Source organism: Stenotrophomonas maltophilia group sp. msm1, from assembly GCF_032025805.1.
Taxonomy (GTDB): domain Bacteria; phylum Pseudomonadota; class Gammaproteobacteria; order Xanthomonadales; family Xanthomonadaceae; genus Stenotrophomonas; species Stenotrophomonas hibiscicola.
The window spans coordinates 496,495-511,748 of the sequence record NZ_JAVSKH010000001.1 but is presented as its reverse complement, the minus strand read 5'-3'; the positions used below and the strand labels follow the sequence as shown (position 1 = coordinate 511,748).

The window sequence follows — 15,254 nt, the reverse complement described above, 5'->3', positions numbered from 1 at the left end:
CAGCCGTCGAACGTGGCTCGACGCTACAATCCGCCCCCTGTTGCGGCATGGTTCCGTCACCGTGCTGGCGCGACAATACCCCCATGACCGACCGTATCCCCCTGCTGCTGCTGCCTGGCCTGCTCAACGACGCTGAGCTGTGGCGCTCACAGTTGGCTGATCTTGCCGACATCGCCGATTGCACGGTAGGCGACCAGACCCGTGGCGAAACCCTGCAGGCGGTGGCCGAGGACGTGCTGGCACAGGCGCCGGAGCGCTTTGCGTTGGCCGGTTTCTCGCTGGGCGGTTTCGTCGCCCAGCAGATCCTGCGCATCGCGCCGGAACGCGTGCTGCAGCTGGCGTTGATCGATACCTCGATCCACGCCGATTCACCGGAACGTGCCGAACAGCGCCGCAGCCAACGGGCCAGCGTGCGCCTGCCCGGCAAGTTCCATGGCTTCGGCGATGTGCTGATGCGCAGCTACATCGATGCCTCGCGGCTGGATGATTACGTGCTGGTGCAACGTGTGCGTGACATGACCGCCCGCCTGGGCGCGGACGTGTTCCTGCGCCAGAGTGCGCTGGAACGCCGTGACGGCCATGACGTGCTGGCTGGCTACCGCGATCCGCTGCTGATCGTATGTGGCGCCAACGACCGCATTACGCCACTCGCGGTCAGCGAGGAAATGCACGCCCTGGTGCCGCACTCGCAGCTGGTGGTGGTGCCGGACTGCGGGCACCTGGCACCGATGGAAAAGCCGGATGAGGTCAGTGCGGCAATGCGAGGCTGGTTGTTGCAGGCCTGATGGATCCGCCGGGCATGGCCCGGCGCTACCCACGCGTATCCGGTAGCGCCGGGCCATGCCCGGCGGCCGCTCTTCAATCCCAGGCCGGCGCAATGCCTTCCGGATTCGCCAGGCGATGGCCACGATCCAGCTTGGCGATCTGCGCCATGTCTTCGTCGGTCAGCCGGATCGCTGCCGCTTCGAGGTTGCTCGACAGGTTCTCGCGCTTGGTCGACGACGGGATCACCGAGAAGCCCTGCTGCAGCGCCCAGGCCAGCGCGATCTGCGCCGGAGTGGCCTGGTGACGGCCGGCAATGGCCTGGATCGCCGGGTCCTTGATCACCTCGCCATAGGCCAGGCTCATGTAGGCGGTGACGTGGATGCCGTTGTCCTGCAGGAACTTCACCAGCAGGCGGTTCTGCAGGTAGGGATGGATCTCGATCTGGTTGGTGGCGATGGCATCGGCGCCAAGGATCTCGATGGCCTTGCGGGTCTGGGCGATGGTGAAGTTGGAGATGCCGATCGCCTTCGTCAGGCCCTGCGCCTTGGCCTCGGCCAGCGCCGGCAGGTACTCCTCCATCGGCACGTCGACCTTGTCGTTCGGCGACGGCCAGTGGATCAGCGTCAGGTCCACATGATCGGTACGCAGCTTTTCCAGACTGGTATGCAGGCTGGCCAGCAGCGCTTCCCGCTTGAAGGCGGTGATCCAGACCTTGGTGGTCAGGTAGATCTCTTCGCGCGGCACGCCGGAATCGGCGATGGCCTGGCCGACCTCGGCTTCATTGCCGTAGATCTGCGCGGTATCGATGGCGCGGTAGCCGACATCCAGCGCGTTGCGCACCGAGTCGATCACGGTCTGGTCTTTCAGGCGGAAGGTACCGAGACCGAAGGCGGGGACAGTCATGGGGGCTCCAGCAGAGGGGGAGGGAGGCGGGAATATCCACGAAAGGGTAGGCCAGCGGCCGTGTGCATGCCGGCAACGGTGCATTGCATCGACGTGTACGACGGCAGGTGGTGATGGGTGCGGACCGTTGGTCCGCACTGTTCATGCCGCCACCCATGCAGCGTTGGGAGCTGCCGGCCAGCGGCCGGCACTCCCCCTGTCTGCGCTCCACGGTAGTGCCGGCCGCCGGCCAGCAACCGGATCAATCAGGCCGCGCGCATCAGCGCGTCCTTCGCTGCGGCGGTGGTCGACAGGTCGAACACATCCACCGCGTCGATCAACCGGTTCGCCTGCTGTTCCAGGCTGCGTGCGGCGGCGCTGGCTTCCTCCACCAACGCGGCATTCTGCTGGGTGGTGCCGTCCATCTGGATCACGGTCTGGCTGACCTGTTCGATGCCCGCGCTCTGCTCCTGCGAGGCGGCGGAGATCTCGGCCATGATGTCAGTGACGCGCTGCACCGACGCCACGATCTCGGCCATGGTGTCACCGGCCTCGCGCACGCGCCGTGCACCGTGGCCGACCTGTTCCACCGACGCTTCGATCAACGCCTTGATCTCCTTCGCGGCTGCCGCCGAACGCTGTGCCAGGGTGCGCACTTCGCTGGCAACCACCGCGAAGCCGCGGCCCTGCTCGCCGGCGCGTGCCGCTTCCACCGCGGCGTTCAGCGCCAGGATGTTGGTCTGGAAGGCGATGCCGTCGATCACGCTGATGATCTCGGCGATCTGCCGCGACGAGGTTTCGATCGCGCCCATCGTCGTCACCACCTGGCCGACCACGCTGCCGCCGTGAGAGGCAACGGTGTGCGCGCCGATCGCCAGCTGGTTCGCCTGGCGCGCATGCTCGGCGTTCTGGCGCACGGTGGAGGTCAGTTCCTCCATCGATGCCGCCGTCTCTTCCAGGTTGGCGGCCTGCTGTTCGGTACGGCGCGACAGATCGTTGTTGCCGGCGGCGATCTCCGCCGCCGCCGTGTGGATGTTGCCGGAGGCGTGCTTGATGTCGGTGACGATGGTTGCCAGCTGCGTAGCGGTGGTGTTGGCGTCGCCGGCGATACGCGCGAACACGCCCTGGAAATCACCGTGCATGCGCGCGCCGAGGCGGCCATCGGCAATCGCGCGCAGCATGCTGGAGACCTCGCCGAGGTTCAGTTCAGTGGTCTGCATCAATCGGTTCAAGCCGTCGACCATTGCGCGGAAATCATGCTCGAAGCGTGCGCTGTCGCCGCGCTGGCTGAAGTCACCGGCGGCGGCGGCTTCGGCCAGGCGGCGGATCTCGCCGTTGATCATGCCGAGATTGGCCTTGGCCGTATCCAATGCGTTGGTGATCACGGCCTTTTCGCCGGGCAGGCGTTCCATGTCCTGGCTGAGGTCACCGACGGCATAGCGGCCCATGATCGAGATCGCGCGCATCTTCACCTGGATGTGCGCGTCAACCAGCGTGTTGCAGTCGGCCACCATGGTGCCGAACGCGCCCGGGAACGCACTGGCCTCCATGCGATGGCTGATGGTGCCGGCGTCATGCGCCTGCGCCATCGTCGCCTGTGCGTCCAGTACGCCGCGCAGCGTGGACTGCACCGCCTGCATCGCCTGCGCGAGGCGACCGATCTCGTCGCGGCTGCGCACCTGCACCACGTGCTGCAGATCACCGGCGGCCACGGCACGCGCAGCGGCTTCCACCGCCAGCACCGGCTGCACCACCGCGCGCCGCAGCCACCAGGCCAGGCCCATCAGCAGCAACACGGCGGCCAGCACGGTCAGCGCCGCGCACAGCAGCAGGGTCTGCCGGGCCTGCTGCGACCGCGCCGCTACGGTTGCTTCGGCCACCTGCGTGGCATGCGTGCTCAGCGCATCCAGTGCGGTCGCCACCGGGCGGTCCTTGCCACGCACCAGATTGTCGCCGGCGGCGGGATCGTAGCCGGCTTCCGCAAACGCCTGCAGGGCGGCGTGGTAGTCCTTCTGCAGCTGCGTGTGCAGGCCGATGAAGGACTGTGCCAGTTCGCGCGTGCGTATGTCCGGGCTGGCTACGAGGCCCCTGGCCAGCTGCTCGACCAGGCGGCCCTCGCTGTCAAAGGCGTCCAGATGGCGCTGGCGCAGCGCGTCGTCGTGGCCGCGCAGCAGCACGTTCTTCCATTCCTGCACCTGGCCGCGGAACTCGCGCTGCAGGCGTTCGGCGTCGCGGCTGTGCGCGACTTCGGGTGGAACCTCGGTGGACAGCTTCAACCAGGCGGAGGCTAGGCCCGCCAATGCGCACAGCAGGACCACGGCCAGACCAACGGAAACCGCGCCGAGCAGCTTGGACTGCAGGCGCGGAGCACGGACAGACGCTTTCATGGAAGGGACTCTCGGGAAGGGGCAATGCGGTATCGACCTGTCCCCATGCGTCTGAAGTGCGACGCTCATCGCATTACCGTTTCGTTTAGTGATGTGAAGGGGATGTCTCATAGGACAAATGTGTCCATATGGAACGAAAGAAGACCCTCGACAGAGAATTTAAATGTAACTATCGTTGTTACATGAAATCAGCGAATCCACTGTCCGACGCCCTGCATGTGATGGCGCACCTGGTCGGCCATGCTGCCCCGCGCACGTCCGAGCAGCTGGCGTCCTGCCTGCCGACCCATCCGGTGGTGATCCGCCGCCTGCTAGCGCAGCTGCACAAGGTCGGCCTGGTACGCAGCACCCGCGGCCACGGCGGCGGCAGCCTGCTGGCACGCGACGCCGCGGCGATCACCCTGCATGACATCTACCTGGCGGTGGGCGCACCACCGCTGGTCCAGGTCAGCGCACGCGACTCCGGCGGTGGCTGCCCGATCCAGCGGCTGGTCAACAGCGCCTTGCTCGATGGGGCGCGCGAAGCGCAGCGCCTGCTCGAAGCGCGGCTGCAGGCGACCACGCTGGACCAGCTTGGCGCCGACTTCGCCCGCCATCTCGCCCATCACCGTTCCCTGGAAGGTCACCATGAATCCTGATGTGCTCATCGTCGGCGGCAGCTATGCCGGCATTGCCGCCGGCCTGATCCTGGCCCGTGCCCGTCGCCCGGTCACCGTCATCGACGCAGGTTCGCCGCGCAACCGTTTCGCCAGTCATTCGCACGGGGTGCTCGGGCTGGATGGCATCAGTGGCGCCGAGCTGCTGAAGACGGCGCGCCAGCAGCTGCTGGACTACCCCACGGTGCGTTGGGTGCATGCCGAAGTCGTGCAGGCCACCGCCCGCGCCGAAGGCGTGGAAGTGCGTACCGCCGATGGCCAGGTGCTGGCCGCGCGCAAGCTGCTGCTCGCCAGCGGCATCGCCGACCAGTTGCCGGCGTTGCCGGGCCTCGCCGAGCGCTGGGGCAGCACCGTGCTGCACTGCCCGTACTGTCATGGCTATGAAGTGGGTGGTGGTGCCATTGGCCTGCTTGGCGGTCATCCGATGTCCGCCAGCAAGGCGCCGCTGTTCGCCGACTGGGGCAATGTCACGTTCTTCAGCATGGGACTGGACATCACGGATGAGGAACGCGCCGCCATGCAGCAGCGCGGCGTGCAGATCGAGACGTCACCCGTGCTGGGCGTGCAGGGCGACCAGCCGACCTGGCTGGAAGTGGAGCTGGCCGACGGCCGCCGAATCGCCCAGCGTGCGTTGTTCGTGCCGGCCACCCAGGCGATGGCCACGCCATTGGTGCAGCAGCTGGGCTGCACGTTGGTCGAGAGCCCGCTGGGCGTGCTGATCGAGGTCGATGCGATGAAGCAGACCTCGGTGCCGAACGTGTATGCCGCAGGCGATGCGACGACGGTCGGCAACATCACCCTGGCCATGGCCGAAGGCGTGCGCGCGGGCATCGGCGTGCACCACGCGCTGGTGGCCGAAGACAGCATCGCGCGCTGAACGTTGCACAGGTAGAGGCCGACCTTGGTCGGCGCTGTTCCATCCACGCATGGCGTGGATCTACTGCAATCGGGTGCGGTGGGTGCCGGCCTTGGCCGGCACCGCTCCGTTACCCCTTCACGCACAACACCTGGCGCAGGGTGTGCACCACGTCGACCAGGTCCAGCTGCGCGGCCATCACATCGTCGATCGACTTGTACGCGGCCGGTGACTCGTCCAGCACGCCGCTGTCCTTGCGGCATTCCACGTGCGCGGTGGCCTCGCGATGCTGGGCCAGCGTGATCTGCTGGCGCGCGGCGCCACGGCTCATCACCCGGCCGGCACCGTGGCTGCAGCTGTGGAAGCTGTCCGCGTTGCCTTTGCCACGCACGATGTAGCTGCGCGTGCCCATGCTGCCGGGAATGATGCCCAGCTCCCCCTCGCGAGCGCTGACGGCCCCCTTCCGGGTCACCAGCAGCTCCTGCCCGTGGTGCGTTTCCTTCTGTACATAGTTGTGGTGGCAGTTCACCGCCATTGCCGCCAGCTGGAACTTCGGCAGCCGGTGGCGCATCTCGGCCAGCACGCGCGACATCATCGCCTCGCGGTTCTGCCGGGCGTAGTCCTGCGCCCACGACACGGCTTCGACGTAGTCATCGAACAGCGGCTCGCCTTCCATGAAGAACGCCAGGTCCTTGTCCGGCAGGTGGAAGCCCAGCACGCGCCGGGCCAGTTCCTCGCGCGCCTTCTCGATGAAGTAGGTACCGATCAGGTTGCCGGTGCCGCGCGAGCCGCTGTGCAGCATCACCCACACCGTATCCGTCTCGTCCAGGCACAGTTCGATGAAGTGGTTGCCGCCGCCCAGCGTACCCAGCTGGCGGTCCAGCTTATCGGTGCGGATCCTGCGGTGCTTGTCCTTGATCTTCTCCAGGCCGTCGGCCAGCCCGGACTGCACCAACCGGGTGTGGATGCTGTCGGGCATGCGGCGATGCTCGCCGCCGCGCCCGTTGCCGACTGGGATGCTGCGCTCGATGCTGTTGCGCAGTTGCCGCAGGTCATCGGGCAGGTCGTTGGCGCGCAGCGTGGTACGCACCGCCGCCATGCCGCAGCCGATGTCGACGCCGACCGCGGCCGGAATGATCGCGCCACGGGTCGGAATCACCGAGCCCACGGTCGCGCCCTTGCCCAGGTGCACGTCCGGCATCACCGCCACCCACGGCCCGACGAACGGGATCGCGGCGATGTTGCGCAGCTGCTCGTGGGCCTGTGCCTCCAGCGGCACACCGTTGATCCAGCCCTTGATCGGCGTGGTGCCCTCGGCGTGCAGCCATTGATAGTTCTGTTGCGTGTCCATTGTCTTGTTGAATGTCCTTGATGGGCCGGCGGCGCGTCCCTGCGCCGCCGCTACCCCCTACCTGATCGTCACCAGCTGCTTCAGCACGCCATCCAGGCCGCCGAACACGGTGAACTTGTCGATCTTCTCGGTGACCTTCTCCAGCGCTTCCAGCTCCTTCAAGCGCATCAGCACCGGGTTGTCCTCGATCAGCTTTGCGGTGTTGAGCTGCGAACGCGTGGCGTTGGCCTCCTCGCGGCGACGGATCACGCTGGCCTGGGCCTGCTTCTCGGCAAGCACCACGCCGTTGAGGATCTCCTTCATCTCGCCCGGCAGGATCACGTCCTTGATGCCCACACCGAGCAGCCGCACGCCATGGCCCTCGATCGCCGCCTGCACATGGGCAGCGATCTCGCCGTCCAGTGCCGCCTTGTCGCCCAGCAGCTCGTCCAGGCTGCGTGCGGCGATCGCCTGGCGCAGGCCGAACTGCAGCTGCCGATAGATGAACTCATCGGCATTGCTGAGCGTGCGGTGTGCACGCACCGGGTCGACCACCTGCACGGTCGCGGCCAGGTTCACCCGCAGGGTCACCTTGTCGCGGCTGAGCAGCTCCTGGCCGGACACGTCCAGTGAACGTGCACGCAGTTCCACACGCTCCACCGACACGTTGCCGTTGAAGTTCCAGAACGCGTGCAGGCCGGCGTCCAGCGTCTGCCGCAGCGTGCCATCGATGAACAGCAGGCCCACCGACTCGCTCGGCACGGTGCTGATCACCGCCACACGCGGCAGCACGCCCAGCTGGCCCAGGCGCTGCTGCACGTCCACCGGAATGCGCGGCTCGTCACCCAGCGCCATCACGCGCACCTGGGTGTCGACCGAACCGCGCCAGTACAGGCGACGGCTGCCCGGCGGCAGCACTTCATCGATGCGGCCATTGCGCAGCAACAGGCCGACCTCGCTGGCGCCAACATTGGCCAGCACGAAGTGGATGTCCAGCTGTGCGCCCAGCGCTTCGATCAGGCTGTCCTGGTCGCTGCCGGTATAGGCCGCGCCCTTCGATGCGGTGTGGATGTCCACGTGTGGGCGGCCGCCGAACGGCGACAGGCGGTGCACACCCGGCAGCAGGATCTGCTGGAAACGACGGTTGCGATACACCAGGCCGCGCTCGCCGTCGCCGATCACGACCTTGATGGTCCAGAACATGGGAGTGTCTCCTTGTATGGCTCTGGTGGTTCGACCCGTTGCGTATGAATCGCCATGACCCGGGTCGATCAGGTCGTGGCGCGGCCGCCTGCACACCGCGTGCAGGCAGCGGAAGAGGGCGGCCATCGGCGGACGGTCCGCGCGCGGAGCCTTCGGTGCACCGGCAGTGCTGCCATCGTCGTTCCCGGCAGGCAGCACCGGGGCGGAGCGTGGCTGGCAGTGGCGGCGGGCCGGGGCCCGGCGTGCGGTCCGTTGCCGTCCACGTTCCTGCCCGAAGGCGATGTCCGTGGATGGCGACGATGGCCGCTGGGGCTTGCGCCCCGGGTGTTGCTTCAAGTCATGACGTGACAGGTCATGTGGTTTGGAGTGGGAATCGAACCCACGACAGACGGAATCAGGATCCGTTGCTCTGACCAAGCTGAGCTATCCAGTTGGGGACCGCGCGGAATCGAACCGCGTACCGGCGAACCGGCGCCTGCCTCCAGCAGGCGATCCAGGCGATGGCATGTCCGCGACCTCCGGCATACGCCACGGCAACGCCGCGCGCACCAGCCCGTGGTGGAAACGGGACCGTTGGAGAATCGAGGGTGCAGGCCACCGACATTATCGGCGAGCGATAATGTTTGGGTGCGATGCAGATAATGTCCAGGCGTTGCCGGTCGCGCGAAGTAAATCCTTCGGCGGGGCGGGAAAAGCCTGGGTCAGTGAGCGGCGGGTTGCCGCGCGGGGTGCAGTTCTGGCATCGCGGGTCCTTGTGCCGACGCAAACGAAAACGCCCCCGGGACTTGCGTTCCGAGGGCGTCGTCAGGCCTCGGAGATCGGGGTGGCCGATCTCCGCAGGGCGGATATCAGGCCGTTGTCAGCTGGTCTTCCTTGCCGAATGCGCGCGCCAGCACGTCCATGCGCAGGCATGGCAGCAGTTTGGCGGTGGCGACGGAATGCGCGTTCAAGGGAAGTTTCCAGTGGTTGTTGAAACGAGGTGCGCACGATAAACCACGATTTAGTCGCGCGCAACCATTTTGTTCAATTATTTTCTTCGCTGTTGTGCAATGCCGGCCAGCGGCCGGCACTACAACTCAGGCTTCCGCGCTGGCGGCATCCAGCTGCGCGATATCCTGCACGCTCAGCGACACGTTTGCCGCCGCCAGCAGATCGTGCAGCTGCTCGACACTCGTGGCGCTGACGATCGGTGCGGTGACCGACGGCCGCGCGATCTGCCATGCCAGTGCGATCTGTGCAGCGCTTGCGCTGTGCTTGCTGGCCACGTCATCCAGTGCCTGCAGGATGCGCAGGCCGCGCGGATTCAGATAGCGCCTCACCACGTTCTCGCCACGCGCCGGGCTCTTGGCTGCATCGGCCGGCGTGCGGTACTTGCCGCTGAGGAAGCCGCTGGCCAGCGCGTAGTAGCCGATCACGCCGATCTGTTCGCGCTGCACCAGCGGTTCCAGTTCCTTTTCGTAGCCGGCGCGGTCATACAGGTTGTACTCCGGCTGCAGCGTTTCGTAACGCGGCAGCCTGTAGTCGGTGGACACCTTCAGCGCATCGGCCAGGCGCGTGGCGCTGTAGTTGGAAGCACCGATCGCACGCACCTTGCCAGCTTCGATCAACCGGCCGAACGCAGCCAGGGTCGCTTCCAGCGGCGTCGACTCGTCATCCTCGTGGGCCTGGTACAGATCGATCACGTCGGTCTGCAGGCGGCGCAGCGAATCCTCGACCGCCGCAGTGATGTTGTCCGGGGTCAGGCCGGGGCGTTCGGCCCACTTGGCCACCTTGGTCGCCAGCACCACCTTGTCGCGCTTGCCGCTGCGCGCGAACCACTTGCCGATCAGCGTTTCCGATTCGCCGCCGGCGTTGCCCGGCACCCAGGCCGAATACACATCGGCGGTGTCGACCAGGTTGAAGCCGGCGTCGACGAAGGCATCGAGCAGGGCGAAGCTGGCCTTCTCATCGGCGCTCCAGCCGAACACGTTGCCACCGAAGGCGAGCGGACGTACATGCAGGCCGGAACGGCCCAGTTCGCGGGTTGCCGTCATGGGCACGGACTCCTTGGGGGAAGTGCTCCAGAATAGAACGCGTAGTGTGACCGTGCTGCGGCGGTGACCACAAAACAGTGTTCCGCGCCGCGCACGCCGCTAACGTTTTGTGAACACCTGGGACGCCGCGGCTGCTAGTCTCGCCGCATCTTCCGCTGGAGTCACTCCGATGATGCCTGCTTCGTCCCTGCGTGGTTGCCGACTGCTGCTTGCTTCGGCCCTGCTTGCTGCTGTTCCCGCGTTCGCCGCACCGGCCACGGTCGCGCCGGCGAAGATCGAGGTGTCGCCGGCCATCGATGCGGCGGTGAAGGCGTCGACCCGTGATGCCAACAACGTCAAGCGCGATGGCTTCCGTCATCCGGCGCAGACGCTGTCGTTCTTCAAGGTGACGCCGGAAAAGACCGTCATCGAGATCACCCCCGGCAACGGCTGGTACTCGGAGATCGTGGCGCCGCTGCTGCATGACAAGGGCCACTACGTTGCCGCCGTGGTCGACCCGATGGCGGTGCCCGAAGGCCGCGGCCGTGACTACCAGCAGCGCAGCCGCGACAGCCTGGAGAAGAAGTACGCCGGTGCGCCGGCACAGTTCGGCAAGACTGCCGTGGTCGCCTACGATCCGTCCAAGCCGGTGTTCGGCCCGGCCAATTCAGCCGACGTGGTGCTGACCTTCCGCAACGTGCACAACTGGCGCAAGGCCGGCCAGGCGCAGGGCATGTTCCAGGGCTTCTTCAACGTGCTCAAGCCGGGCGGCGTGCTGGGCGTGGTCGAGCATCGTGCCAAGGCCGACGTAGCCGACGACGATGACACCGGCTATGTCGGCCAGCAGCAGGTGATCGCGATGGCCGAGGCCGCCGGTTTCAAGCTGGATGCTCGCAGCGAGGTCAACGCCAACCCGCGCGACACCAAGGACCACCCGAACGGCGTGTGGACGCTGCCGCCGACCAACCAGCACGACAAGGCCGACGATGCGAAGTACCAGGCGATCGGCGAAAGCGACCGCATGACCCTGCGCTTCATCAAGCCGTAGCGGGCGGCGCCGGGCTGCGCCCGGTGAGCGCTGCGGCGTCACAATGGACGTAACGTGTATCCGCCGGGCGTGGCCCGGCCCTGCTGCCAATGGAGTGGACAGTTGAAGAAGGTGTTCTATATCGCTGTTGCAGTGCTGGTGTTGGCGCGGCTGATTGACTTCGTGTTCTACGGTGGCCATGCCTACGACCTGGTGGCGACCGTGGGGTTTGCCGTGCTGTTTGCCGGTGCGCTGCTGGAGGAGCGTGCGCGTGCCATGAATCCGCCGCCGGTTCGCCTGCGGCGCCGGGCCAATGTCATCGCGGCGTGCGGCATCGCACTGGTGCTGGGCTCTTTCCTGCTGGAGTGGAAGGTCTTCGGTTGATCGCGCCGCAGCCTCGGCCGGCGTGATGCCCGGCAGCACCGGGGCCGCGCTCGGCCGAGGTTGCGCGGCATGGGACAATGCTGCACCTGCCGCCCGTCGTGCCCGCAATGCTGATCGCCTTCAACAAGCCCTTCAACGTGCTCTGCCAGTTCACCGACCGCAGCGTACCGCCGCGGCCGACGCTGGCCGGGTTCGGCCTGCCGCCGCGCGTGTATGCCGCCGGTCGCCTGGACCATGACAGCGAAGGCCTGCTGCTGCTGACGGATAACGGTACGCTGGCGCACAAGCTGACCGACCCCAGGCATAAGGCCGACAAGACCTACTGGGTGCAGGTGGAAGGCACCCCCAGCGATGAGCAGCTGCAACGGCTGCGCGATGGGGTGGAGCTGAATGACGGACCGACCCTGCCGGCGAAGATCGAGCGCCTCGATCCGTCGCCGTCGCTGTGGACACGCGATCCGCCGGTGCGCTTCCGCAAGACCGTGCCCGACAGTTGGCTGGCGATCACGATCCGCGAGGGCCGCAACCGCCAGGTGCGGCGGATGACCGCGGCGGTGAACCTGCCGACGCTGCGGCTGGTCCGCGTGTCGATGGGACCCTACCGCCTGGACGACCTGCAGCCGGGGCAGTGGCGGCAGATCGGCTGAAACAGGAAGGGCCGGATACCCTACGGTATCCGGCCCTCATAGCGGGCTGATGGGCTCAGTTCCTGCGGAAGGAAGCCGACCCCGGCAGACTCAGGCGTCGCTGCCGATATCGCTGTGCTCGTCCACCACGGTGTCGTTGCGGCGGTCACGCGCATTGATGCGCTGCGCCTGGCCATTCACCACGTGGCCGTTGGCGGCCTTCTTCTTCTGCTGCTTGCGGTACAGCGCATAGCCGAGCAGGCCGACACCCACCGCAGCGGCGGCAATGGTCACCGCCGGGTTGCGCCGGGCGAACTTGGTGGCCACCTTGCCACCGGTCTTGACGGCGCCCAGCGCCGCGCCGGTCTTGATCCAGTCACTGGCCTGCGGCCCAAGGTGGCGCAGGCTGCCACCGGCACTCTTCAGGCCGTCGCCGGCGCTGTGGGCCAGGTCCAGGGCGCGCTCCAGAGCGCGGTCGGTGATTACGGTCAGCTTGCTCATGCGGGGGTCCTTTGCCTCGGGTCGAAGTCCAGTGTCGCGTGTTGCCCGTAAACGGTATGTCAGTCGAGGTGGCACGCGGTGTGACTTTACCGCAGCCATTCAGGATCAGGCAGGGTCCGGCTACGTCCCGCGCGGCTTGGCCCGATGCGTGGCCGTGGCCGTCCACGGGTCATCCGGCCACGGATGGCGCGGGTAACGGCCCTTCATTTCCTTTTTCACCTCGGCGTAGGTGCTTTCCCAGAAGTTGCGCAGGTCCTGGGTGACCTGCAGCGGGCGGCCGCCGGGGGAGAGCAGGTGCAGGGTCAGCGGCACGCGGCCATCGGCGATGCGCGGCGTATCGGCCAGGCCGAACAGTTCCTGCAGCTTCACTGCCAGCACCGGCGGCAGCGGGTCGCCGCTCTCGCTGTCCAGCGCATAGGTGATCGGCCGCTCCAGTCCGGACGGCACGGTGATGCGGGTCGGCGCATGACGCTCGACCAGCTGCCGTTGTGGCCACTCCAGTGGCGATTTCAGCGCTTCGCCGAAGCTGGATTCGTCCAGCGCATCCAGTCGCGTCTTGCCGGCGAACGCGGGCTGCAGCCACTGCGCGCGATTGGCCAGCAGGGCGTCGTCGCTGCAGTCGGGCAGGCCGAGCTCGGGCATCCAGCGCCGCAGCGATTCCACCCGTGCCTGCCACTGGCGCAGGCCCTCGGTCCACGGCAGCGCCTGCAGGCCGAGCTCGGCCACCGCATCGGTCAGCGCCTGCGCGGCGTGCTGCGGATCGACCCGGCCGGCCGAGCGGCTGTCCAGCACGATCCGGTCGAAACGGGTCTCGCGCAGCGCCACCAGGGCGCGTCGCTCGCTGTCCCAGCGCACCACGTCTTCGGTGACGAAGCGCTCCGGCCATGCCTTGCGCAGCTGGCCTTCATCCACCGGTGCGGCACGCAGCAACAACGCATCGCGCGCTTCGAAGCGCAGTTCGCTGGCCACCAGCCACGGCTCGCCGCGCAGGTCGCTCAGCTCGTGCAGGCGCGCGCTGCGGCCATTGGCCAGGAGGTAGCGCAATGGATCGCTGGGATGCTGGACGCCAATCCGGTCTGGGAAGGCGTGCGCGAGCAGGTCGCCCAGCTCATGGGCCTCGATGCTGGCCGGCGGCGTGGCTTCGCAGCGCAGGCGGCGACGCCACTGCCTGGCGGCGGCATCGATGGCGGCCAGCCCGCTGCGGTTGGCATCGCCCGGTATGCGGCCATTGCGGAACGCAGCCAGTGCGCGCCAGCGGCTCGCCAGCGCGTCACCGCCCTGGCGCAGCGGGTCGCGCGCTTCCAGCAGGGCGGCCAGATCGGTGGCCAGCGCCTGCGCGCGGGCATCGGGCGCTGCCAGCAGCATCGCCGCCATCCGCGGGTGCGTACCCAGCGCCAGTACACGGCGCCCGAGTGCGGTGATCGCGCCCGAGTCCGACAGTGCACCCAGGCGTTGCAGCAGTTCGCGCGCCGCACCCATCGGGCCGGCCGGCGGCGGGTCGAGGAAGCGCAGGTCGCTGCTGCCCCACGCGGCCAGTTCCAGCGCCAGTCCGGCCAGTTCCACCTGGTCGATCTCGGCGCGGCGCTGCGGCTCCAATCGCTGCGACTGCGGCCACAGCCGCCAAGCCACGCCTTCGGCCACGCGACCGGCGCGACCGGCGCGCTGGTCGGCCGACGCCTGGGCGATGGCCACCACGTCCAGCCGGGTGAAGCCGCTGTTGGGGTCGTAGCGCGGTTCGCGCGCCTGGCCGCTGTCGATCACCACGCGCACGCCGGGCAGGGTCACCGACGACTCGGCCACGTTGGTCGCCAGCACCACGCGACGGCGGCCATCGCTGGCCATCTGCAGCACGCGCGCCTGTTGTTCCACCGGCAGCTCGCCATGCAGCGCCAGCACCTCGACGTTGCCATCGAGTGACTCCTGCAGGCCAGCCTGCACCCGCGCGATCTCGCGCTGGCCGGGCAGGAACACCAGCAGGTCACCGGGGTGATCGGCCAGGGCCTGCTGCACCGCGCGGCGCACCTGCAGTTCCAGCGTCTCATCGCGGCGCGCCGGGAAATGGCTGACCGTCACCGGGTAGCTGCGGCCCTCGCTGCTTAGCCGCGGCGCATCGAGGAAGCGTGCCAAGCGCTCGCCATCCAGCGTGGCCGACATCACTACCAGGCGCAGGTCATCGCGCAGCTGCGCCTGCACGTCCAGCGCCAGCGCCAGGCCGAGGTCACCGCTGAGATGGCGCTCGTGGAATTCGTCGAACAGGATCGCACCGACCTCTTCCAGCATCGGGTCCTCCTGCAGCATGCGGGTCAGAATGCCTTCGGTGACGACTTCAATGCGCGTGCGCGCCGAGACCTTGTTCTCGAAGCGGATGCGGTAGCCGACCGTGCCACCGACCTCTTCGCCCAGCTGCCGCGCCATGAACAGTGCAGCGCTGCGTGCGGCAACCCGGCGTGGCTCCAGCAGGATGATTTTCCGGCCTTGCAGCCATGGCGCTTCGAGCAGGGCCAGTGGTACCTGGGTGGTCTTGCCGGCGCCGGGCGGGGCTTCCAGCACCAGCCGTGGCTGCAGGGCCAGGTGCTGCTGGATCTGCGGCAGCAGCGGGGAAATCGGGAAGAGCGGGGCGTTCAT

The 15,254-nt window shown here is 67.6% G+C and carries 13 protein-coding genes and 1 tRNA gene; 6 read left to right on the top strand and 8 right to left on the bottom strand.

Going from position 1 to position 15,254, the window contains the following annotated elements:
* Positions 1-83 precede the first annotated feature (83 nt).
* Entirely contained in the window at positions 84-785 is a 702-nt protein-coding gene (locus tag ROV95_RS02315; protein WP_019661696.1) for an alpha/beta hydrolase, read from the top strand.
* 73 nt (positions 786-858) lie between these two features.
* On the opposite strand, the gene dkgB is transcribed toward ROV95_RS02315, so the two are convergent.
* The gene (gene dkgB, locus ROV95_RS02310) at positions 859-1,668 is read right to left on the bottom strand and encodes a 2,5-didehydrogluconate reductase DkgB (RefSeq protein WP_134732091.1); all 810 of its coding nucleotides are present in this window, start codon (positions 1,666-1,668) and stop codon (positions 859-861) included.
* A 245-nt stretch (positions 1,669-1,913) separates the two neighbouring features.
* Positions 1,914-4,034, bottom strand: coding sequence for a methyl-accepting chemotaxis protein (locus tag ROV95_RS02305; RefSeq protein WP_312542672.1), 2,121 nt, complete (start codon positions 4,032-4,034; stop codon positions 1,914-1,916).
* A gap of 182 nt (positions 4,035-4,216) precedes the next feature.
* Here ROV95_RS02305 and ROV95_RS02300 point away from each other — a divergent pair, with 182 nt between their 5' ends.
* Both ROV95_RS02300 and ROV95_RS02295 read left to right on the top strand, forming a co-directional pair.
* Positions 4,217-4,672, top strand: coding sequence for an Rrf2 family transcriptional regulator (locus ROV95_RS02300; protein WP_312542670.1), 456 nt, complete (start codon positions 4,217-4,219; stop codon positions 4,670-4,672).
* Positions 4,662-5,567, top strand: a complete 906-nt coding sequence (locus tag ROV95_RS02295) for an NAD(P)/FAD-dependent oxidoreductase (protein ID WP_312542668.1) — start codon at positions 4,662-4,664, stop codon at positions 5,565-5,567. The genes ROV95_RS02300 and ROV95_RS02295 overlap by 11 nt, the downstream gene beginning before the upstream one ends.
* 109 nt (positions 5,568-5,676) lie before the next feature.
* Here ROV95_RS02295 and ROV95_RS02290 read toward each other — a convergent pair whose 3' ends face one another.
* The 4 genes from ROV95_RS02290 to ROV95_RS02275 all read right to left on the bottom strand — a co-directional run bounded on the left by ROV95_RS02290 (position 5,677) and on the right by ROV95_RS02275 (position 10,112).
* On the bottom strand, positions 5,677-6,897 hold the full coding sequence (locus ROV95_RS02290; RefSeq protein WP_312542666.1) for an RtcB family protein: 1,221 nt from the start codon (positions 6,895-6,897) through the stop codon (positions 5,677-5,679).
* A 57-nt stretch (positions 6,898-6,954) separates the two neighbouring features.
* Positions 6,955-8,079 carry a slipin family protein gene (locus ROV95_RS02285; RefSeq protein ID WP_099561891.1) on the bottom strand — a complete coding sequence of 375 codons (1,125 nt, stop codon included), beginning with the start codon at positions 8,077-8,079 and terminating at the stop codon, positions 6,955-6,957.
* A gap of 357 nt (positions 8,080-8,436) precedes the next feature.
* Positions 8,437-8,510 (bottom strand) — tRNA-Gln (locus ROV95_RS02280).
* Between the two features lie 645 nt (positions 8,511-9,155).
* Positions 9,156-10,112: an aldo/keto reductase gene (locus ROV95_RS02275; protein ID WP_312542660.1), complete on the bottom strand. Its 957-nt coding sequence runs from the start codon at positions 10,110-10,112 to the stop codon at positions 9,156-9,158.
* A gap of 169 nt (positions 10,113-10,281) precedes the next feature.
* Between ROV95_RS02275 and ROV95_RS02270 the strand changes: the two genes are divergently transcribed.
* The 3 genes from ROV95_RS02270 (at position 10,282) to ROV95_RS02260 (ending at position 12,149) form a co-directional block, all read left to right on the top strand.
* Positions 10,282-11,139, top strand: a complete 858-nt coding sequence (locus ROV95_RS02270; RefSeq protein WP_312542658.1) for a methyltransferase — start codon at positions 10,282-10,284, stop codon at positions 11,137-11,139.
* 111 nt (positions 11,140-11,250) lie between these two features.
* Positions 11,251-11,502, top strand: coding sequence for a hypothetical protein (locus tag ROV95_RS02265; RefSeq protein ID WP_224329425.1), 252 nt, complete (start codon positions 11,251-11,253; stop codon positions 11,500-11,502).
* Positions 11,503-11,609: 107 nt separating this feature from the next.
* Positions 11,610-12,149 (top strand): pseudouridine synthase, encoded by a 540-nt coding sequence (locus ROV95_RS02260; RefSeq protein ID WP_164144069.1) that lies wholly within the window; start codon positions 11,610-11,612, stop codon positions 12,147-12,149.
* A gap of 90 nt (positions 12,150-12,239) precedes the next feature.
* Here the strand turns inward: ROV95_RS02260 and ROV95_RS02255 are convergent, their stop codons facing one another.
* Positions 12,240-12,629, bottom strand: coding sequence for a hypothetical protein (locus ROV95_RS02255; RefSeq protein WP_019661686.1), 390 nt, complete (start codon positions 12,627-12,629; stop codon positions 12,240-12,242).
* A 120-nt stretch (positions 12,630-12,749) separates the two neighbouring features.
* Positions 12,750-15,254: an ATP-dependent helicase HrpB gene (hrpB, locus tag ROV95_RS02250; RefSeq protein ID WP_312542655.1), complete on the bottom strand. Its 2,505-nt coding sequence runs from the start codon at positions 15,252-15,254 to the stop codon at positions 12,750-12,752.

What these genes read in the sequence shown, in the direction of transcription:
- ROV95_RS02290 (WP_312542666.1), bottom strand. Translation starts at nt 6,897, where the DNA reads ATGGACACGCAACAGAACTATCAATGGCTGCACGCCGAGGGCACCACG.
- hrpB (WP_312542655.1), bottom strand. Translation starts at nt 15,254, where the DNA reads ATGAACGCCCCGCTCTTCCCGATTTCCCCGCTGCTGCCGCAGATCCAG.
- ROV95_RS02300 (WP_312542670.1), top strand. Translation starts at nt 4,217, where the DNA reads ATGAAATCAGCGAATCCACTGTCCGACGCCCTGCATGTGATGGCGCAC.
- ROV95_RS02295 (WP_312542668.1), top strand. Translation starts at nt 4,662, where the DNA reads ATGAATCCTGATGTGCTCATCGTCGGCGGCAGCTATGCCGGCATTGCC.
- dkgB (WP_134732091.1), bottom strand. Translation starts at nt 1,668, where the DNA reads ATGACTGTCCCCGCCTTCGGTCTCGGTACCTTCCGCCTGAAAGACCAG.
- ROV95_RS02315 (WP_019661696.1), top strand. Translation starts at nt 84, where the DNA reads ATGACCGACCGTATCCCCCTGCTGCTGCTGCCTGGCCTGCTCAACGAC.
- ROV95_RS02285 (WP_099561891.1), bottom strand. Translation starts at nt 8,079, where the DNA reads ATGTTCTGGACCATCAAGGTCGTGATCGGCGACGGCGAGCGCGGCCTG.
- ROV95_RS02305 (WP_312542672.1), bottom strand. Translation starts at nt 4,034, where the DNA reads ATGAAAGCGTCTGTCCGTGCTCCGCGCCTGCAGTCCAAGCTGCTCGGC.
- ROV95_RS02255 (WP_019661686.1), bottom strand. Translation starts at nt 12,629, where the DNA reads ATGAGCAAGCTGACCGTAATCACCGACCGCGCTCTGGAGCGCGCCCTG.
- ROV95_RS02270 (WP_312542658.1), top strand. Translation starts at nt 10,282, where the DNA reads ATGATGCCTGCTTCGTCCCTGCGTGGTTGCCGACTGCTGCTTGCTTCG.
- ROV95_RS02275 (WP_312542660.1), bottom strand. Translation starts at nt 10,112, where the DNA reads ATGACGGCAACCCGCGAACTGGGCCGTTCCGGCCTGCATGTACGTCCG.
- ROV95_RS02260 (WP_164144069.1), top strand. Translation starts at nt 11,610, where the DNA reads ATGCTGATCGCCTTCAACAAGCCCTTCAACGTGCTCTGCCAGTTCACC.